This window comes from Brucella haematophila, assembly GCF_005938105.1.
GTDB classification, from domain to species: Bacteria; Pseudomonadota; Alphaproteobacteria; order Rhizobiales; family Rhizobiaceae; genus Brucella; species Brucella haematophila.
On sequence record NZ_VCPE01000005.1, the window covers coordinates 100,891 to 120,667 of the forward strand.

Sequence of the window (19,777 nt, forward strand, 5' to 3'; positions counted from 1 at the left end):
GTTATGCTTCAGTATAAGCGGCGCGCGCCGTCTCCATGGGGGTAAGCGCGCCGCGCGTTTCAACGACACGGGCTGCAACGGCATGGGCTTTTTGCGCGGCTTCAACCGGCGAAAGCCCTTCCATGCGGGCTACGAGATAGGCGCCGTTGAAGCTGTCGCCAGCCCCCGTAGTATCCACGGCATTGGCGAAAACGGATGGAACCAGCGTCTGTTCGCCATTGGTTGCGACCAATGCGGGTTCCGTGCCGTCCTTGACGACAACTTCCTTCACACCAAGGCCGATGAGGCGTTCGGCACAGGCTTCGGCGTTTTTGTCACCGAAAAGCGCCTGTTCGTCCGGGAAGGTCGGCAGTGCAATATCAGCAAGCCGCATTGCTTCGTTGATGATTTCCTGCGCCGCTTTGCGATCCGGCCAGAGCTGGTGACGGAAATTTGGATCGAACGCGATCCGCGATCCCGCAGCGCGGCATTGCCGCAGCACGTCGAAGAATGTTTCGCGATGCTCCGGCAAGACAATCGCGATGGAAATCCCTGAAAAATAGATAATGTCGCGGCCGGAAAGGCTCTGCTCCAGCGCGGCCCGGTCGCTGGCAAGGCGACGTGCGGCAGCATCGCTGCGCCAGTAGGTGAAGGAGCGTTCAGCACCGTTCAGCGTGATGGCATAAAGGCCAGGATGCACGCCAGCGATCACCGGGCTATGCGCAATGCCGATGCCGTTGGACGAGAAGAAAACGCGCTGTTTCTGCGAGAAATTGTCTTCGCCGAAAGCGCTCACATAATCGACCGGAAACGATCTGTCGGTCAGTGCGCGAACATACCAGGCGGTGTTCAGCGTATCGCCAGCAAAACCCATGCGCCATTGGTCGCCTTCGCCGCCCGAAAGCTCAATCATGCACTCGCCGATAGACGCGAAACCGCTCATCTTTTTCTCCTCAAATCGATTACAGACGCCTATACCAATTTTCTGTGATGTAAAATCGCTTTGTCAGTTGTCTTCCATCATTGTCATACAGGCTTTATCGACTTGCCACATTCGTTGTGTAACGATCCCGCGCCACGCTGCGGCGAGACATCGTTCCAGACCAAGGATTTGAAATGCGTTATGCGATCTACTTCACGCCGCCTTCCAGCGATGCGCTTCTGAAGGTTGCGGCCAACTGGCTGGGGCGTAATGCCTTTAGCGGTGAGCCGGTCAAGCTGCCGGCGATTCGCTCGCTTGGCACCGAAGAGATTGCATCGCTCACCGAAGAGCCGCGTCGTTATGGTTTCCACGCCACGATGAAAGCGCCGTTTCGGCTGAATGACGATCTGACGGAAAGTGAACTCCTCTCGGCATTGATGCATTTTGCATCGTCGGTGGAGCCCGTCATCATTCCGCGCCTGAAGCTTCGGGCCATCGGGCCGTTTTTTGCGCTGGTGCCGCATGAACCTGTCACGGCCTTGAACCAGCTCGCCAATGATGTGGTCGTTGCGCTGGATCGTTTCCGCGCGCCGCTCAATGAAGCTGAAATTGCCAAACGCCGTCCTGAGCGCCTGAACGAAGCGCAGCGTCACAATCTGGAACGCTGGGGCTATCCATATGTTTTTGAAGAGTTCCGCTTCCACATGACCCTGACAGGTCCGGTCGCGGAAGGCGACCGCGCACGGATTGAGCGCAGGCTGGAAGAATTCTTTGCGCCGCTTCTGAACGATCCGGTTGAGGTTGCGAATCTCGCACTGTTCGTGGAACCTGAGAAGGGGGTGCCCTTCGAGATTCATTCGCTGCATCCGCTGACAGGCGGAACCACGAAGACGCGGTCCCAGCGGGCAGTGGGGAGGCCTTGAGCGATGACCAGTGAAACTATCCTGCGTAACGCGCGCATCGTTCTCGCAGACGACGTCATCGACGGTTCGATCAAGCTCGTTGACGGTCAGATTGCAGACATCGCCAGCGGGCCGTCATCGGTTGGCGAAGACATGGAAGGCGATTTTCTGACGCCGGGTCTGATCGAGCTTCATACCGATCATCTGGAAGGGCATTATGCGCCGCGCCCCAAAGTGCGCTGGAACCCGATTGCCGCCGTACAAGCGCATGATGCGCAGATCGCCGCTTCTGGTATCACCACCGTCTTCGATGCTTTGCGCATCGGTCTGGACGATGATGCGCAAACCGGCATCGACGACATGCTGAAGCTTTCCACAGCCATTGCAGAGGGTCGTGCGGCGGGGCGGCTGCGTGCCGACCATTTCCTGCACATGCGCTGCGAGGTTTCCGCGCCGGATTGTCTCCCGGCCTTTGAACGTTTCGGCAGCCATCCGCTGGTCAGGCTGGTTTCGCTGATGGACCATGCGCCGGGACAGCGCCAGTTTACCAATCTGGATGCCTACAAGGCGTACTTCCTGGGCAAGAACAAGCTGTCGGAAGAAGAGTTCCGGATTTATTGCGAGCGGCGCATCGGCCAGTCGCAGATCTATTCCGCCAAGACGCGCAAGGCGATTGCCGATCTGTGCCACGAACGCGGTGTGATCCTTGCAAGCCATGACGATGCAACGCTTGATCACGTTGCCGAAGCGCGTGAACAGGGCATTCGCGTTGCCGAGTTCCCGACCACCCACACGGCGGCCAAAGCCTCGAAAGAATCCGGCATGTCGGTGCTGATGGGCGCGCCCAATGTGGTCCGTGGCGGGTCGCATTCGGGCAATGTTTCTGCGCGTGAGCTGGTCGAAGCCGGGCATCTCGACATCATCTCATCGGATTATATCCCGGCCAGCATGATGCAGTCGGCATTCTTTCTGGCCGATGTCTTGGACGGCATTTCATTACCGCAAGCTATTCGTCTGGTTTCGAAGAACCCTGCGCAGGCTGTGGGCTTTGATGATCGTGGCGAAATAGCCGAAGGCAAGCGCGCCGATCTGGTGCGTGTTCAGGTGGCCGAACATGTGCCGATCATACGGACTGTTTGGCGCGAGGGGGGGCGGGTCATTTAATTCCGGCTCTGATGGCCTGCAAATGGCGTTGTTCTGCGCTTCCGGTGCTCATGTACCTTTAAGTACACTCCGCTCCGGTTCTCGAACTCCACCATCTTCGGCTCGTCATAACCAGAATTTCGTCGCGCTTATCCGACCGAAACGGTCTCACCGACGGCAAGGCTAAGCTTGCCGTCATCGGCCACGCTCAGCGCCAGCTCGCGATAGCTGTCGATGCTTCGATGCGAGGTTTCCGGCGAATGTGGATGCGTTGCGGTGACGACAACCACGCAAGCGCCAGCCGATTCTCCGGCTACGATGCCAGCTGGAGCATCTTCGAACACCAGACAACGATGCGGATCAAAGCCGAGTTTCTTTGCGCCAAGCTGGAAGCATTCCGGGCTCGGCTTGCCGCGTTCAACATCTTCCGCCGAAACAATCGTCTTTGGCAGCGGCAATCCTGCTGCCTTGATGCGGCGACGGGCCAGTTCAAGCGGGGCTGATGTTACAATCGCCCAACGGTCTTCCGGTAGCGCATTCAGGAAATCACAGACGCCATCGATTGGAACGATACCGTCCAGATCGGCCATTTCAGCTTCCAGCAGGATTGCTGCCTCCTGATCAGGGTCGAGGCCGATATCGAGACGGCGGACCGTATCGACGGCGCGCACGCCGTGAATTGTCGGCAAAAATGTAACCGGATCGATCCCGTGACGCTTGGCCCATTCTCCCCAGACACGCTCGGTTGCCGCAATGGAGCTGAGGATCGTGCCGTCCATGTCGAACAGGAAGGCATCGAAGGATTTGCCGAAGGGGGAAAGGGAGGTCACGCCGGATTTCCTTGAATGAATGAGAAAAGAATCGGAGGGAGGGCTTCAGGACGCGATCATAATGCGCAAATGCGACCAAAGTCACAGTCTGTTCGCCTGTAAAGGCGCTGGTCGGTGCTGAAACATCAGATGGGGTTTCCTATGTAGCAGGATCAAACCCGTTACACAGCTAAGGCTGAACATGATACCTGCTGACCTACGACTTTCGAGTTTACAATGACCGCAACCACATAGAGCGTGTGCTCAATTGGGTAAAGCAAGTCCAACGTGCCACTTCAATCGATATGACAAAACCAGAACCTCAAGGTGTTCCTCGTTGTTGTAATCGCAAAAATAGGGATGCCTAACTATTGTCAACAGAGGTAACCTTGTATTTATCTGTGTAAGCGTTCAAAAATAGTCTAAATTGATTCGCTTTGGTTTAGGGAATGGTGAAAAATATTATGATATAATGATATTTTGGGTGTTATTAATTAAATAAATATAGTAATTATTTTTTTCAGATTACAATTATATAAAATAATTTCATTTTTACTATTTAAGATATTTATTGCTGAGGTTTTATATAAAAAACTCACAAATGCAGATATATCCGATACAGAGTTCTACCTAATACAAAGATTTGCATGTCGGATGGTTGTTTTTATTTTTTGCTGTTCTGTGGCCGAGGCGTTCGATTCTGTGTTGATTTTCAATTAGCTAATTTTTTTTGTTCCCGCTTAGAACTGTGCCCGAAAATATCTAGGATAGCTGACGCGTCAGTCGGCTAAGCTCAATCTTCGGTTTGGGGGGGGTACAGCCTAAATTTGTGTCGTTGCAAATTAGACAAATCTTATTGGTTATCCGCAGTACAATCTGACCCGCACGCATGTTGCGTACTGTAACTCTCGAGGAAAGAGCCACGTAGCCGTTATCTGCCTACACTTGGTCGTTGAGGTGTAGATTGGCATATAACTCCGCCATGCGTACCCGAAATGACGCTCGGTGTGGGTACGCTGATCGCTTAGGCGGTGATTGCTCTGTTTAATCGGCTCCGGGGGGGGGCTTCCGTTTAGGCTGTCGCGCTGATAATAGGCCTAAATCTTATCGGTGGGGCTGAAAGATGATGGCTAGATTTAATAGAAAGCAATTTATTGCCGGTATTTCTATACAGGCGGCGGAATCGGCCAATGCATGTGGTATAATCCCGGCAAATGTACCTAAGGAGGTAGCTGTTGCTCCGATTTCACCGCAGGTGATGCCACTAAAAGTGATTCCGGATATGCGTGGTAAGCTATGTGTTCTCGAAAAAAGTACTGGTTTGCCTTTCGATGTCTGCAGGGTCTATTTTTTGTATGACGTTCCTTCAGGTTCTGAACGAGGTGGGCACGCCCATCATGAACTGCAGCAGTATCTAATTGCAATTTCAGGCAGCTTTACGGTTGATGTTGTCACTAGTGAAGGAAGTAATTCCTATCGCTTGGAGCGACCTGATCAGGCTTTGCATATTGGTCCGTATACTTGGCGAGAAATACACAGCTTCTCGTCAAACGCTGTGTGCCTTGTGCTCGCTTCACACGAGTATTCCGAGGCGGATTATATTCGCCGTCGCGCTGATTTTGATGCGTTGGTAGGTATTATATCATGAATGTTCCATTTGTTGACTTTAAAGCCGCTTTACTGGCTATGCGGGAAGATATGTCCGTTGCGTGTGATAATGTTGTTGCCGGTGGCAATCTTATCCTTGGATCCGAGTTGTTGTCCTTCGAAAATGAGTTCGCCGATTACTGCGGTGGAGCGCACTGTGTGGGCGTAGCTAATGGACTTGAAGCTATTAGCTTTTCATTGCGAGCGCTGGGCATAGGTCCAGGCGATGAGGTGATCGTGCCGTCCCAGACTTTTGTCGCTACGTGGTTGGCAGTCTCGCATGTGGGTGCGACGCCGGTTGAAGTGGATGTGGAAGCGGATACAGTACTTATTGATTGTGAAAAGATCGAGACTGCCATCACACCAAGAACACGTGCCATCATCCCTGTTCATTTGTTTGGTCAAGCTGCCGACATGGATAGGATCACGGATATTGCCAAACGCCATGATCTCTACGTAGTAGAGGACGCGGCACAGGCACACGGTGCTCGGTATAAGGGTGCACGCGTTGGGGCATTCGGTGATCTAGCCGCATTCAGTTTCTATCCTACGAAAAATCTTGGTGCGGCCGGTGATGGCGGAGCTATTGTTACCCAAAGCGCTGAATTGGCTGCGAAGCTGAAGCGTTTGCGCAATTATGGTAGCGAGAAAAAATACTACCACCAAGAAGTGGGCTTCAATTCTCGACTTGATGAACTACAGGCGGCTTACCTACGGATCAAGCTGAGACGGCTGGATGAGGAAAATAGGCAGCGTCAAGAAGCTGCCCGTTATTATATAGATCATCTGAAGGATGTCGGGTCGGTTACACTTTTGCGCACCTATGCGGTGTGCGAAAATGTCTACCATCTGTTCGTGATCATGGTGGATGATCGCGATCGCGTAATCGAGAAGATGCGTGCGGCAGGAATCGATGTCGCTGTCCACTATCCTATCGCTCCAGGCGATCAGCTTGCATACAATCTCGACATCGATCGTATGACATGTGTGGCGGGCCGACAGGCGTCTAGGAATTGCTTATCGTTACCAATCTGGCCGGGCATCACAACCGCGCAGCAGGATGCGGTGATTTGCGCTTTACTTGAGGCTGCCGAGTAACGTTCATGAAGCTATCATTTTTCCGAGTTGCCAGCCGTGTTTGGCAGCGGCTTTGTGGAAGCCGCAGCTTCGGAATGTCGTCTCACCGTGCGCTGGACAGAGCGCCTTCATATGAAAAACGTTTTTTTTCACAATGCTTTGAAGCGGCTTGGTATAGGCAACAATATCAGGATGGCATCGGTCTTATCGACGATGTATGGGACCATTATTTTCAGGTTGGTTGGAAGAAGGGTTTCGATCCATGCGAGTTTTTCTGGGGGCGCTGGTATCTGGAGAAATATCCAGATGTTGCTGCCGCCGGAATGAATCCATTGCAACACTATGAACAATACGGTGCATTGGAACTCCGCGACCCATCTCCATTGTTCGACACGGGCTGGTATGTAAGGACCTATGGAGTTGATCAAAAATTGGTCAATCCGTTGTCGCATTTCCTAGGAGAAGGGCGTCGCTGTGGCTACATTCCACGTGCTGACCTTGCGGTAAAATCGTTCATGCAGGGAGAGGCGATCGGTGGACATGCCTCTATTACCTTGGATCAAATCGAATGGAAGATGATACACGCAGGTCAGGACGCACTGCATCATGCCATCGTTTCCACGGGTAGGGCATATTGCGCAGCTCAGCAGTTGGAAATAATTGAGCAGCCAATCTTGCGAGAGATTGCTCATGAGATGCGCAATCGAGGGATTAAACACGCCGTAGCGCCGTACAGCGTTACCTTGAATGATGTGTTTGTTATTCCGGGCAGCACCATGCTGGCCAAGGAATCGATGATCATTAGTGATGAAATTGCGATTTCTCCTAGCACAGCAAGTCTGAAACTATGGGACAGAACTTGGCGCAGCGGAGATAATATCCTACTCAAGTATAAAGTAGGCCTTAATCCAAAAGTGAAATCAGGGCTGCATTTGTTCAAAGAGTATGAGCAGAACTATTTTCATTTTGTGGCGGAATTGATGCCGAAGCTGGTTTATTTCGAACAGATGGGCTTCGATGTCTCCATTCCTTTGCTAGTGTCCGGCGATCTCGATGGTCGGCTGTACGAGTTAATTGACTTGCTCAAACATCCAGACCGGAAGCTTTTGAAGCTGGACAGAAACGTTCCGTACCTTGTCGAGAAGTTGTTTTATGTTTCCGATCTCTCCCTTGTCAGGGATGTTTATGACAGGAAGCCAGAGACATTCGATACTTATCTCCCAGCACCGCTTCTTACGGCTATCGTCGACAAGGTTGCAGATGGCAATCTGGAGCCTTGCACACGCCGACGCCGCAAACTTTTTCTCACGCGGCATGGGAGGCATCGGAAGATCGTCAATGAGCAGGAGATTATTGACGCGCTTCTCAAAATGGACTTTGAAGTGATCGACCTTTCTATTTTGTCAATCAAGTCACAGGTGGAACTATTCTTATCTGCCGATGTGATTGTGGGCGGGACAGGTGCTGGGTTTACCAATCTTCTTTGGTGCAGGCCCAATACCAAGGCGGTAGTTTTGTACCCAGATCATCCCTATAACAACACCACGTTCTGGGATCAGATCGGCGCGGCGAGACGATTGGATATCACCTATATCGATGGCCCACGCGCCAATGTAGTAACGGGTGTTCACTCGATGCATGATGATTTTACAATAGACCTGCAGCAACTGAAGGACGTTCTATGATCTGCATTCGAAAGGCTGCTCGGATAGAAGGTATGGGGTTGAGGTTGCGAAATGCCGTCGTCGACGATGCGCAGTTCATTTATTCTTTGCGCACGAACAATATCCTTAACAGATATATATCTGCTGTCAGTGATGACGTTCAACAGCAAATTGATTTCCTGACGCGCTACGAGAAGAAAGATAACGAAGCTTTTTTTGTAATTGAAGATTTGAATGGAAAGTCGCTCGGTACCATTCGTTTATATGATCAAAAAGAGAATAGTTTCTGTTGGGGAAGCTGGATTGTTTCACCAGATGCATCGTTGCGCACCGGTACAAAAAGTGCACTTTTGCTTTATATTTATGCGTTTGAGAAACTAGGTTTTGCAGCATCTCATTTTGACGTCAGGCAGGAAAACCAACGCGTCTGGAAATTTCATGAGAGTTGGGGCGCTGAATTGACGAGAGAGGATAATCTCGACAGGTATTACTCGTTATCTCGTACTGCTTGGGGTGTAGTTCGCAAAAGGTACAAATCAATCATTGAGAAGGACGGCGATGTCGTCGTCGAGTATCTTTCGTAATTCTACTCGACGGTTCAGGTGAGTTCTCGATGATATCCCTTATAGTGACCACTTATAATCATGCGCGATATATTGGGGATGCATTGGCAAGTGTTCTCACACAAGATGTCCCAGACCTGCAAGTCATTGTTGTTGACGACGGGTCCACTGACGGAACATTAGGAATTGCTCAGGAGTTCGAGGTTTCGGGGGTTGAGGTTCTCTCGAAGGCTAATGGGGGTCCGAGTAGTGCTTTGAACCACGGCATGTCCCGCGCGAAGGGAGAGTTTATTGTTCTTTTGTCAGGTGATGACCTGCTTCTTCCCAATAGCCTCGCGCCACGATTAGCTGTTTTGCGCAGTGGGAGTGCCGAGATCGTCAGTAGTCTGCCTGAATGGATTAATGAGCGAGGTGAAGTCCTGCCGGCTCTCGCTCATCCACCGCTGTTCTACCACTACGATTTTCCTGCCCCCATAGACATGTTCGCGCATATATACAACAACGGCAACATGGTCTGCGCACCATCTGTCGCGATGACGCGATCCTGCTGGAACACAGTTGGGCTTTTCAACGAAGATCTTTGGCAACTGCAGGATTATGAGTACTGGCTCCGAGCGTGCGCGAAAGATCAGCGTTTCCGTTGTCTTGCCGAGCCCTGTGTCGCTTATCGATGGCACGGGAAAAATCTTTCACTTGCAAATGCGTCTGCAAGTGAAAACGAGATGGATCGTGTTCTGCTCGCTGCACCTGAATGGCTCGACACCGACAAACTCACAGATTTGATCTGGGGGAAGAACAAGCAATCGCAGGCCAATGAAATCGAGCTTGAAATACTACGTGTTTTTGCGCGCCTCAAACATCCCAGGGAAGCTGTAAAAAAGGGCGGTGGCATGCAGTTGCGAGACATAGCCCGAGATAAGCGCCGCAGAAGTTTTTTGTTGAATTCTTTCTTTTAAATCTAGTTTTGAAGCGAATCGGTGGGAAACCTATTCAGGGGAATTTGTTAGAGTCAAATGTATACAATATGTAGAAATACTGACTTTTTACTTGCCATCTGATGAGTGAATAACATGCCATGAAGAATATTTTCCTTGTCCGTTCATTCCCTGAAATTGATATGAAAATAATTCTGAGAAAGATCGATCTGTGGTGCAAGTAATTAAAATAAAATCTATAATCATTTATGCTCTTGCAATTGCGGCGCTGTTCGCATGCGGTTTTGGCTTTATGGTTTTTAAGAATAATGAAAATTTAGCTGTGGTAACGGCTGCATTCATCGACAGCGGATCACTTTTGGGTGACTATCTCAAACTTGTCGAGCGTGGAAAATTCGACCAAGCATTTATGTATCATACATCGATATACGGCTGGCCGGGAAACAGTTTGAGTATATGGGTTCTGTGGCTGGCTGAAAATACGAGTTTCGCGACAAAGGCTGCGATTGCCCGATCATTATCCTTCATTATGTCAATATTGAGCCTCGTTTGTCTGGGAGTGTTACTCACTCGCATAAACGCTAACAAGGTTATGTCTGTCGTCATACTGTTGTTTGTGGCACTGTGGGCGCCATTTGTCGTTTTTTCATACCAAATTCATCCTGAAGCATTCGGTCTGCTTTTTGGCAGCATCTCGCTCATCGCATGCGCTGACTACGAGCACTCGCATCGACATCGGTCACTGTTGATCGGATGGGCGATGGCGTTACTTGCGTTCCTGTCGAAGCAACCATTCCTAATATATCTCATAGTTCCGCTCTATCTAGGCACTCGCACCTTAATTGTCTCCACGGGTAAAATACGGGTGTTTTTGATACATGCGTTGACGTTCACATGTGTTGCTTTGGTGACCGTTTTTATATCCGACCCATATATTATTTTGGACTTCTCTGGATTTCTGGAAAAGCAAATCGCAATACATACGCATCATCTTGATATCAGCAATTCATTGTCATATTCCGCTGGTCAATGGACGCGTATAATCGTTTTCTCGGAGCCTTGGTTTTTGATCGCGCTCGCGGCTTCATTAATCGTTTTTTTTAGATCCACGTCGCAATTTCTTAAGGCTTGTGCGCTAGCTAATTTTGCATTCTTGATAGTGCTGATATGTCTGTTGAAATTCTTTTTCATTAGATCTTATCTATATCCAGTACTGCCGGCATCAATTGTGGTTATTGTTACGGCTCCTGCGCTTGTTCCGAGAATACTGAAGTTACCGGTTTACCTGATATTCATAATTTCTATCGCCGTTCTTGCGGCTTACAATATTCTGAATACATTTGGTACTGTTGCGTCTGCATCATCGTTTTCTCAAACGAGTGCCGTTGAGACTATGAATGAGATCAGCTCACAAGCGACGAACACGATGACAGCGATATATTCCGCGAACCTGCCTCTTGATAGTGCGCCGTTCGAAAAGACGTACAACAGCTTTCAGTTTACGGCGGAAAATACCGTTAGCGAAATTCAGAAGATTAAACCCGACATAATCATTATTGACAAGTTGTGGAGCTATAACGACCCAAAGCTTTACGAAACAGCTGCTAGGCAGCTTGGTCTCGTTAAGTTCACAGTGAATAGGGCGCCTGAAGCAGCAATGTGTGATTATCAGGGTGAATCGAGTTTTGCGGATTGCTTGTCGGCGCTTTTAGGAGAGCGAGGCTCGACTCCTGCCCCAGTCTATGAAATTTATGTCGACAGAAATGAAATCCAACTGCTTAAGTTCATAAAGGGTGATGTCCGCGAACTAGGGACAGCTTACTAGATCAATTTACGAGCCATGAATCTCTATCGACTGGGGATTCTCCGCTCTTTACATATGGTAATATGAAATAGCACGGGTGGCCCTGATTTCGCGATGCGCGCAGCGCGAGGTTGGGGTTAGGTGTAGGTTGTTGGGGCTATTGGCAACATAATTGCCATCATTGAAGTGTCACCACTTTGAGACTAGACTCTTCAACCTGTTTTGGCTCCCTGCGTGAACCGGAATAACGGCTAACATTCATAGGAGCCGCGTGGGCTCTCTCTGTAATTGCCGTGCTCGGTAGAGCGTAAGAAGTAACAAGTCATCCATCTGCTCGCGAAAATGATACCGTGATAATCAAGCCATCAAGGAGTCCAAGGCGTACGTCGTATTAAATTCGTGGACGCAGTGGTTTGGCGCATTCTCATAGGCGACTTGCCAGAAGATTTATCGGCATAACCAATTAAGCATGTGGTTTCGTTATAAGGGCTGTCAGGCCTTACAAATCACAAGAGACTGGAACACAGTCACCAGCTGTCAATCAGATGGCTGAGCTGTTGAGTGAGAAATCGTGTCATCTCGCTTAATTCAACTGGGCGCGGTATAATTAGTTGAGAGGTTGTTTTGTTTTCGCTATGTGGGCGGAAATATACAGTGCTACAGCGCAGCCTTAATATAACATGATCGATAAGTAAGCGTATGCGGTAAGAGAATAAGAAGTGAAAACACGCGATAATAAAGACAAGCAAGTAGGAAAATCAGACTATCCGGACTATCGATTCGCCGTTGCGCCGATGATCGATTGGTCAGATCGACATTGCCGGTATCTTCACAGGCTCTTTTCAAAGCGTGCTTTGCTTTATACCGAAATGGTTGTGGCGGATGCGGCGATCCATGGTCCGCGCGAACGTTTGCTTGGTTTCGACGCCGCGGAACACCCAATCGCCTTGCAGTTGGGCGGGTCTGACCCGGCCAAGCTTGCAGAAGCGGCAAAAATCGGGATCGGCTTTGGTTATGACGAAATCAACCTGAATGTTGGCTGCCCATCAGACCGCGTGCAGTCGGGCACATTCGGGGCTTGCCTGATGCAGACGCCCGAAATCGTGGCGCGCTGTGTCGAGGCGATGAAGGCAGTTGTTTCTGTGCCAGTCACGGTCAAGTGCCGTATCGGCGTCGATGATCAGGACCCGGAAGTGGCGCTGGATGCGCTCGCTGATCTGGCGCTTGCCGCCGGTGCCGATGCCTTGTGGGTGCATGCGCGCAAGGCATGGCTGAAAGGTTTGTCGCCGAAGGAAAACCGCGAAATCCCGCCGCTCGACTATGATCGCGCCTATCGGTTGAAGGCGCGCCTCGGCGATGTCTTTGTCGGCATTAATGGCGGTATTACCACGCTTGATGCAGCCAAAACCTATTTGGAACATATGGACGGGGTGATGCTCGGGCGCGCTGCCTATCACAATCCCGCCTTGCTGGCGGAAGTGGATGCCCGTCTGTTTGGCGATGAACCCGTCGCGATTGATATGGCGGATATTATCGAGGCGATGTGCGAATATACCGACCGGCATATTGCATCGGGCGGCAGGCTTTCACATGTGAGCCGCCATATGGTTGGTCTGTTCAGCGGCCTGCCGGGCGCACGCCGCTGGCGTCAGATGCTATCCACCGACGCAACCAAGCCGGGTGCTACCAGCGACGTGCTGCGTGAAGCTTATGCCACTGTAACAGAAGCCAGCGCCGAAGCGGCTTAATCGATCAGGATCAGCTGGTCGCCGCGTACCGTAAAGCCACCCAGTGTTTGCAGAAAATTCATGCCGAGCAGACTGCCGGTCATCAGACCTTCCTTGGTGACCATGGCGCGAATATTCTGGCGCTCGATATCACCAATCTGCAAGTTGGCGATGGTTATGCTCGCGGCGGAAGCGGTGCCATTGGCTGTCATCACCGGCACATTATAATTCAGCGATGCTGTATCGAGACCGGCGCGTTCGGCGTCTTCCTGTGACAGAACGACCGAAGAAGCGCCTGTATCGACCAGAAAATGTACGCGCGCGCCGTTGACGCGGCCATTCACTTCGAAATGGCCGTTGGAAGCCTTGGCGAGTGTGACGGTTACAGCGCCCTCGGCATTTCGCCCGGAAATTGGACTGCCGGGGATAAGGCCTGCGGTTATGCGGCTTGCAGCGTCCTGTAGATCGTAGCGATACTGATAACCCGCGACGAGACCGAGAATAATCACCGCCCAGACGGCCATATTGCGCGCGAAATCCGAAAGCTTGATGCCGGAGCCGAGCAGACCGGCAGCGAGAACAACGCCCCATATGCCCAGATAGGCTGCACGGGCGAAGACATCATTGTCGAGACCCATCGTGGTGCCGCTGTCATTGTTGGACATCAGCAACAAAGCGACGATTGCGACGGCGGCAATAACGAGCCAGAAAAAACGCCCCATCAGCCTACTTTCTTTTCAATAAGAATTTCATGCCGGTCGGGCAGAAGCGATAGTACTGTGATCTGTTCTTCGGCGCTCATGCGGGACCAGCGCGTAATTTCATCGAGCGTGCGCGCGCAACCCAGACAAAAGCCGGTTTCAGCGTCCATCGTGCATATCAATATGCAGGGTGATTTGATTGTCGCCGTGTTCATGCTTGAAATGTGGTTGCATTACAGGGCCATGACAAGCCCGATTAACACCGCAAGGGAAGCGATTTGTTGCGCCGCGCCCAAGGTGTCGCCGGTCTGACCGCCGATTTTCGACATGCAAAGCCGGGCAAAGCCGACAAGTAGCAGCGCCACGAGTACAAGTGCGTTAATCATAGATAGGACGCCGCCGGAAGGGATCAGCCCCAGTGCCATGATGACGAAACCGAGTGCCGCGCCGCAAACCACTGTTTCCCAGCTCGGCGCACCAACGCTGTCGGCAAGTCCGCCGGGACGGGCCGATGGCAGGCTATGCCAGAAGGCAAGCATGGCAGAGCGGCTTGCCGCTTCGCTGGCGACCAGCGCAAGCAAGGCATAGCCGGGGCCTGCGCGCTCGATAATAGCGGCCAGAAGGGACACCTTGATACCAACCCAAATGATGAGTGTGAGCGCGGCGAAGGTGCCAATGCGGGAATCCTTCATGATATCGAGGCGACGGTCCGGCGTTGCGCCGCCGAAGAAGCCATCGGCCGTGTCGCCAAGCCCATCTTCATGCAACGCACCGGTCATGGCTGCCAGCGCACCAACCGCGATAAAACCGCAGGCGAGGGCAGGCAGATGCAGGGAATTGGCGGCCATCAGCCCGAGCCCTGAGAGAAGCCCCAGCACCGCGCCTGCAAGCGGGAAGGCACGGGCATTGCGCAGCAGCGAATCGTCCGTGTTCTCGAACCAGCTTTGCGGAAGCGGAAGGCGGCTCAAAAAGCCGAGCGACCGTATTGTATCGCCTATGAAACCATTTCGCTGCAAATGACTGCTCCGCAACACTTTATAGCCCACAGGACTGTTTTAGGGCTCGCGATATTTCGCCTCAAGGGCCATCGGCTCGAAGAGGTGATTTGAAAAATTGTGTGAGTGCTTATAGGACGTGCCAAACAGATTTGCATCTCCCATGATCGATTGGACTGAACGATATGAGCGCCAGTGGCCTTCCCTTTGACGATTTTCGTGAACTGATCCGCAATCTGCCCGGTCCCGATCTGGGTGCGGAAAGGGCAGTGCGCGAGCGCGAGGTAACTTTGACAAAGCCTGCCGGTTCGCTGGGACGTCTTGAAGACATCGCCGCATGGCTTGCCGCCTGGACCGGCAAGCGCACGCCGCAGATCAACCGCCCGCTGGTGGCGGTCTTCGCAGGCAATCACGGCGTCACGGCAAAAAACATCACGCCGTTCCCGTCCAGTGTCACGGCGCAGATGGTCGAGAACTTTGCGGCAGGCGGTGCTGCAATCAACCAGATCTGCATTGCCAATGATCTTGGACTGAAGGTTTTCGATCTGGCGCTGGAACATCCGACTGCCGATATCACTGAAGAACCGGCCATGGATGAGCGCACCTGCGCGGCGACCATGGCTTTCGGTATGGAAGCGATTGCTGGTGGCACCGATCTTCTCTGCATCGGTGAAATGGGTATTGGTAACACGACTATTGCGGCGGCGATTGCACTCGCACTGTTCGGTGGTACGGCGGAAGACTGGGTTGGACCGGGCACGGGCTCAACGGGCGATCTGTTGCAGCGCAAGCTTGCAGCGGTCCGTCAGGCTGTCGCCCTGCATCAGGCGCATCTGAAAGACCCGCTCGAAGTGCTGCGCCGTCTCGGCGGACGTGAAATTGCAGCCATGGCAGGCGCTATTCTCGCCGCTCGCATGGAAAAAATCCCGGTGATCATCGACGGTTTTGTGGCATCGTCGGCCGCTGCGATACTTTATGCCGCAAATCCGGAAGCGATCGATCATTGCCTGTTCGGCCATGTCTCTGCTGAACCGGGTCATCGTCTGCTACTGGCAAAGCTCGGCAAAGAGCCACTTCTCGATCTCGGCATGCGTTTGGGTGAAGGAACGGGCGCTGCTCTTGCAGCCAGCATCGTCAAGGCGGCTGCACAATGCCACAGCGGCATGGCCACGTTCGAGCAGGCTGGTGTGGCGTCTGCTAAGCACTGATAAGGCTCTAAACACAAAAAGCAACGGTGTTAGCAGTCAAGCACCGTTGCGTATTGCTTTCGCATTTTTGCGTTGAGGATGATGATCATTTTGCGCATGACGTCAACAAGGGCGACTTTGCCGGGTTTTCCCTTTTGCTTGAGGCGCATGATGAATGCCTTCATGGCCGGATCGAAGCGACTGGTAGCGGTGCCGCCTGCAAGGCTGTCACGACACGATGCTCGTAACCGCCGGTTGGCTCGAGCACGAGACGCTCGATCCCGGAAAAGCGGACGATGAACACGAAGAAAGCGGCAATGCCTTGTGCCGAATTGGCAAAGCTTGCCGTGCGATGATCCGGCAGAATATAAATGTCGAAGGATGATTTCGATATGTCGATGCCGACAAAACGGGTAGTATCGCTCATGAGGCTGGTCTCCCTTATACTCGAGTGCAAAGCTCTCTCAACAGTGCGACAGGGCCTCAAAGGCGCAAAGGGTTCTGCTTTTTTTCGAACGAAAGTTCATGCCCGCATGGGCTCAACCGCTTTGCACCTGCCATTGTGAAGAGCGACAACACAACGGCAATGAGGCCGGAACATCTTAACAAATGTTCCGGCCTTTAATGTATAAGCCCCACAAAAGCGGGGTTTTTTCATGGGTAACTGGTTTGCTTAGATTCAATGCCCGGTCGTCTTGGCGTAGTGCAGGGATTGCTTGCCTGTACAGCCACGCAGCAATCCGACCAGGCCGCCTAACGCCGTAGCGGATGCAAGTACCGCTGGAGCTCCCTTCAGGGGGATAGACAATATGGATACCAGCAATTTCCAGCTGCGGCTTGCCAGCAGGGAAGGCAGTTTTCCAAGCGCCCGCGACGGGTTTTTCTTGTAGGACGAAATGAACTCCGTCGTGTTGTGATCGCGATTGCGCCGGAAGTGATAGGACAGTGTCAGTCGGCATAGCGGCACGGTTTCGTAGACGATGGCATCTGGCGCCCAACCCGTTCGGGCGCCGAGCGTTTTGGCCTTGGCCCATAAATGCCAGTCCTCGCCGCCCGTCAGACCGAAATAGGAATCGAATTTAAGGCCCGTCTTGCGGAAGAAATCGAGCCTGCCCATCCAGCTTCCGGTGGCAACCTTGATACTATCAGCCATGCCGCTTTCCCATTTCAGGCGCGATTTGCGCTCTGAACGGCTGGCAAGCCGATCCAGTCCGGACCAGACGAATTTCTGCCAGATGTTCAATTCGCCATCTACCGGCATTGGGCGCACGGGAGAGCCGACAATATCCAGCTTTTCGCGCTGCTGCTCCGCAAACAACTCAACGAGCCAGTCAGGTTCAGGAATCTCGTCATCATCGATGAAGACCAGAAAATCATGATCATTTCTTATGGCGTGGTTGAGCGCGCAATTTCGAGAGTGCGAGATGCCGATCCGTTGTTCCAGCCGATACTGGACAAGGTGCTCCGGCATGCACGCTTCAAAGCTCGTAACCTGCTCATCCAGCGTTTTATATGTGTTGTTCTCCACGACCAGAAAATGCAGAGCAGCCTGTTCTGGTACGATGACGTTTTCCAATGACTTTAAAAGTGTACCCAGCATCGCTGGACGATTCCTGGTTACAACAGAAACCAGAATGGAAAATTTTTGCATGAACCATCTCGTTCTTTAATAATACCAAATTCTATATTGAATTGAAGAATGATTGCATCGCAAATAATTGGGTGCGTTATTATAATATCTGGTATTATGAATATATAATATAATTATACTATAGAAGGATTGGATGTGACGCGAAGCGCCTCATTGCCCTGTAGTAGGGCAAAGTCACAGTAGAAGTTGGTTGTGAGTAGCGGCGAAAACTGGAGCGGGTAGCGGGAATCGAACCCGCGCGTTCAGCTTGGGAAGCTGACAGGCTACCATTACATCATACCCGCAATCTGCAAGATATTTCAGTATCTTGAAGCCGGTTTCGGCTCAATCAGATCAAAGAGTTTTGCACTCTGGAAAACAAGCTATGTTCTCTTTTCCGGCCCGTCAATCTGTAAGATCGTGGCAACGCTATCCCTCATGAAGAAAGTTGTTCGTCAGTCGCAAAGCTGTGATTGCCCGTGATCCGTATTGATCGAAAGCGCCATGAAATAAAGAAGATTTTGTCTTATCTATAAGTATGGACCGGCCCGACAGGTGTTGATGTTCTTCGGAGATAGGATCATCGAAGAAATCTGCGAGTTGACGGACCATCGGAGGAGCGCAATTCGATTGCGCTGTCTGGAGGAAGACTAAGATGCGTTACCATCTTATGGCTGCTGTCGCAGCAGGTGTTTCACTTTTCTCGTTTGCCGCGCATGCAGAAGATTTCACTATCGGAAAACTGAAGGCTTATGATCGCGCCAGCCAGGTCGTGACATTGGATAATGGCCAGAGTTTCGAACTTTTCCCGAACACACATCCCAATGTCAGGGTTGGACAGAAGGTCATTGTTGACTGGCAGAGCAATCTGAACGGTGATGATCATGCCGATTTTGTCGGCCCAATGCCTATGCATTGAAACGCGCGGTTATCTGACGAGAACAGCTTCACAAGGGGCGGCATTTGTGCCGCCTCTTTGTTTTGATCACATGCTGTTACCGTCTTCAACTTTGCGGGCGGGATATGAGAATTAGCGTTTTCACATATTGATATCCGAGAATCCGTCGCCATCTGCTGAAAGTGTCGTCCAGAACCGGATTGCGCCAGATTGCACAATTGTGCGTCATCACGGCGTTCCTGGGTTCCTGACGAAAAGTGAAACCGACTGACGGATACTCCATGGCGAAGACAACCAAACGTCGCGCATTGCTGATCGTGAACCCTCATGCCCGTAACGGGAAGGGGTTTGGCGGCCATATGAGAACGGAACTTGAGCGCGGTGGATTGGAGTTGTTCGAGCATCAGCCGCGCGAGGGCGAAACCATATCGGATGTCATCTTGCGTGAGCGCGACCATGATCTGGTTGTCGTCGGTGGTGGTGATGGCTCCCTCAATGCGGCTGCAAAAGGGCTTATGGATACCGGCATGCCGCTTGCCATTTTGCCGCTTGGCACAGCCAATGATTTTGCCCGCACCGTGGGCATTCCACCTGATCCGGTGGAGGCCGCGCGACAGCTTGCGACCTATAAGGTTCATCCCATCGATCTGGGCGAAGTGAACGGGCATCTTTATTTCAACGTCGCCAGCATCGGGTTTAGCGCGGAGCTTGCGCAACAGTTGAGCGCGGATGCGAAAAAGAAATGGGGCAAGCTCGGCTACGGTATCGTTGCAGCACGCATTTTGATGCGTTCAGAGCTGTTTACCGCCTATCTCGAACATGACGGCATCACCGAGCAGATCAAAACCTTGCAGGTGTCGGTCGGTAATGGCAAATTTTACGGCGGTGGCATGGCCGTGGAGAAAGATGCTGCCATTGATGACGGCAAGCTGGATTTCTACAGTCTTGAGGTGGACCACTGGTGGCACCTGCTGCGGCTGTTGCCGAGCCTGCGGCGCGGTACGCAGTCGAAATGGCATGATGTGCGCGCCTTTCCAACGACCGAGGTGATCATACGCACCAAGAAGCCGCGCGCGGTCAATACCGATGGCGAGCTTTCCACCTGGACACCAGCGCACTTCAAGCTACATCGGCGGGCAATCAATGCCCTTATTCCTGCTCCATCGGCGCGCAGTCGCTGAAATTTAGTCAAAA

The 19,777-nt window shown here is 51.9% G+C and carries 19 protein-coding genes, 1 tRNA gene and 1 pseudogene; 12 read left to right on the plus strand and 9 right to left on the minus strand.

Features of this window, described 5'->3' with window-relative positions; all coding sequences use genetic code 11:
• Position 1 precedes the first annotated feature (1 nt).
• Positions 2–922, minus strand: coding sequence for a sugar kinase (locus tag FGI60_RS09925; RefSeq protein WP_138785040.1), 921 nt, complete (start codon positions 920–922; stop codon positions 2–4).
• Between the two features lie 173 nt (positions 923–1,095).
• Between FGI60_RS09925 and FGI60_RS09930 the strand changes: the two genes are divergently transcribed.
• Both FGI60_RS09930 and FGI60_RS09935 read left to right on the plus strand, forming a co-directional pair.
• Positions 1,096–1,824 carry a DUF1045 domain-containing protein gene (locus tag FGI60_RS09930; RefSeq protein ID WP_138785041.1) on the plus strand — a complete coding sequence of 243 codons (729 nt, stop codon included), beginning with the start codon at positions 1,096–1,098 and terminating at the stop codon, positions 1,822–1,824.
• A 3-nt stretch (positions 1,825–1,827) separates the two neighbouring features.
• Positions 1,828–2,967: an alpha-D-ribose 1-methylphosphonate 5-triphosphate diphosphatase gene (locus FGI60_RS09935; RefSeq protein ID WP_138785042.1), complete on the plus strand. Its 1,140-nt coding sequence runs from the start codon at positions 1,828–1,830 to the stop codon at positions 2,965–2,967.
• A gap of 128 nt (positions 2,968–3,095) precedes the next feature.
• On the opposite strand, the gene FGI60_RS09940 is transcribed toward FGI60_RS09935, so the two are convergent.
• The gene (locus FGI60_RS09940; RefSeq protein ID WP_138785043.1) at positions 3,096–3,776 is read right to left on the minus strand and encodes an HAD family hydrolase; all 681 of its coding nucleotides are present in this window, start codon (positions 3,774–3,776) and stop codon (positions 3,096–3,098) included.
• A gap of 1,102 nt (positions 3,777–4,878) precedes the next feature.
• Here FGI60_RS09940 and FGI60_RS09945 point away from each other — a divergent pair.
• The 7 genes from FGI60_RS09945 to dusA all read left to right on the plus strand — a co-directional run bounded on the left by FGI60_RS09945 (position 4,879) and on the right by dusA (position 13,193).
• On the plus strand, positions 4,879–5,403 hold the full coding sequence (locus FGI60_RS09945; RefSeq protein WP_210238436.1) for a sugar 3,4-ketoisomerase: 525 nt from the start codon (positions 4,879–4,881) through the stop codon (positions 5,401–5,403).
• Complete coding sequence (locus FGI60_RS09950) at positions 5,400–6,500, plus strand: DegT/DnrJ/EryC1/StrS family aminotransferase (protein ID WP_138785044.1); 1,101 nt, start codon at positions 5,400–5,402, stop codon at positions 6,498–6,500. Before FGI60_RS09945 ends, FGI60_RS09950 begins: the two co-directional genes overlap by 4 nt.
• Before the next feature lie 5 nt (positions 6,501–6,505).
• A complete protein-coding gene (locus FGI60_RS09955) occupies positions 6,506–8,164 on the plus strand; it encodes a glycosyltransferase family 61 protein (protein ID WP_138785045.1) in 1,659 nt (552 codons plus the stop codon).
• Positions 8,161–8,727: a GNAT family N-acetyltransferase gene (locus tag FGI60_RS09960; protein WP_138785046.1), complete on the plus strand. Its 567-nt coding sequence runs from the start codon at positions 8,161–8,163 to the stop codon at positions 8,725–8,727. The genes FGI60_RS09955 and FGI60_RS09960 overlap by 4 nt, the downstream gene beginning before the upstream one ends.
• 29 nt (positions 8,728–8,756) lie before the next feature.
• On the plus strand, positions 8,757–9,662 hold the full coding sequence (locus tag FGI60_RS09965) for a glycosyltransferase (RefSeq protein ID WP_138785047.1): 906 nt from the start codon (positions 8,757–8,759) through the stop codon (positions 9,660–9,662).
• Positions 9,663–9,852: 190 nt separating this feature from the next.
• Entirely contained in the window at positions 9,853–11,466 is a 1,614-nt protein-coding gene (locus tag FGI60_RS09970; RefSeq protein WP_138785048.1) for a hypothetical protein, read from the plus strand.
• 698 nt (positions 11,467–12,164) lie between these two features.
• Positions 12,165–13,193, plus strand: coding sequence for a tRNA dihydrouridine(20/20a) synthase DusA (dusA, locus tag FGI60_RS09975; RefSeq protein ID WP_138785049.1), 1,029 nt, complete (start codon positions 12,165–12,167; stop codon positions 13,191–13,193).
• Here the strand turns inward: dusA and FGI60_RS09980 are convergent.
• From FGI60_RS09980 to FGI60_RS09990, 3 genes are read right to left on the minus strand one after another with little or no spacing between them, the layout of a single operon-like run.
• Positions 13,190–13,894: a TIGR02281 family clan AA aspartic protease gene (locus FGI60_RS09980; RefSeq protein WP_138785050.1), complete on the minus strand. Its 705-nt coding sequence runs from the start codon at positions 13,892–13,894 to the stop codon at positions 13,190–13,192. The two genes, dusA and FGI60_RS09980, sit on opposite strands and share 4 nt — an antisense overlap.
• On the minus strand, positions 13,894–14,088 hold the full coding sequence (locus FGI60_RS09985; protein WP_121535934.1) for a DUF1289 domain-containing protein: 195 nt from the start codon (positions 14,086–14,088) through the stop codon (positions 13,894–13,896). Before FGI60_RS09985 ends, FGI60_RS09980 begins: the two co-directional genes overlap by 1 nt.
• A gap of 18 nt (positions 14,089–14,106) precedes the next feature.
• A complete protein-coding gene (locus tag FGI60_RS09990; protein ID WP_138785051.1) occupies positions 14,107–14,889 on the minus strand; it encodes an adenosylcobinamide-GDP ribazoletransferase in 783 nt (260 codons plus the stop codon).
• A gap of 164 nt (positions 14,890–15,053) precedes the next feature.
• Between FGI60_RS09990 and cobT the strand changes: the two genes are divergently transcribed.
• Positions 15,054–16,076 (plus strand): nicotinate-nucleotide--dimethylbenzimidazole phosphoribosyltransferase, encoded by a 1,023-nt coding sequence (cobT, locus tag FGI60_RS09995; RefSeq protein ID WP_078338479.1) that lies wholly within the window; start codon positions 15,054–15,056, stop codon positions 16,074–16,076.
• Positions 16,077–16,105: 29 nt separating this feature from the next.
• Here cobT and FGI60_RS26660 read toward each other — a convergent pair whose 3' ends face one another.
• From FGI60_RS26660 to FGI60_RS10010, 4 genes and pseudogenes are all read right to left on the minus strand, one after another.
• Positions 16,106–16,240: a hypothetical protein gene (locus FGI60_RS26660; protein ID WP_268898805.1), complete on the minus strand. Its 135-nt coding sequence runs from the start codon at positions 16,238–16,240 to the stop codon at positions 16,106–16,108.
• 5 nt (positions 16,241–16,245) lie between these two features.
• A pseudogene (locus FGI60_RS10000) lies at positions 16,246–16,482 on the minus strand (IS110 family transposase); the annotation flags it as partial.
• 252 nt (positions 16,483–16,734) lie between these two features.
• Positions 16,735–17,706, minus strand: coding sequence for a glycosyltransferase family 2 protein (locus FGI60_RS10005; RefSeq protein WP_138785053.1), 972 nt, complete (start codon positions 17,704–17,706; stop codon positions 16,735–16,737).
• A gap of 210 nt (positions 17,707–17,916) precedes the next feature.
• Positions 17,917–17,990 (minus strand) — tRNA-Gly (locus FGI60_RS10010).
• A 350-nt stretch (positions 17,991–18,340) separates the two neighbouring features.
• Here FGI60_RS10010 and FGI60_RS10015 point away from each other — a divergent pair.
• Both FGI60_RS10015 and FGI60_RS10020 read left to right on the plus strand, forming a co-directional pair.
• On the plus strand, positions 18,341–18,604 hold the full coding sequence (locus tag FGI60_RS10015; RefSeq protein WP_138785054.1) for a hypothetical protein: 264 nt from the start codon (positions 18,341–18,343) through the stop codon (positions 18,602–18,604).
• Between the two features lie 260 nt (positions 18,605–18,864).
• Complete coding sequence (locus FGI60_RS10020; protein WP_138785055.1) at positions 18,865–19,764, plus strand: lipid kinase; 900 nt, start codon at positions 18,865–18,867, stop codon at positions 19,762–19,764.
• Positions 19,765–19,777: the final 13 nt, after the last annotated feature.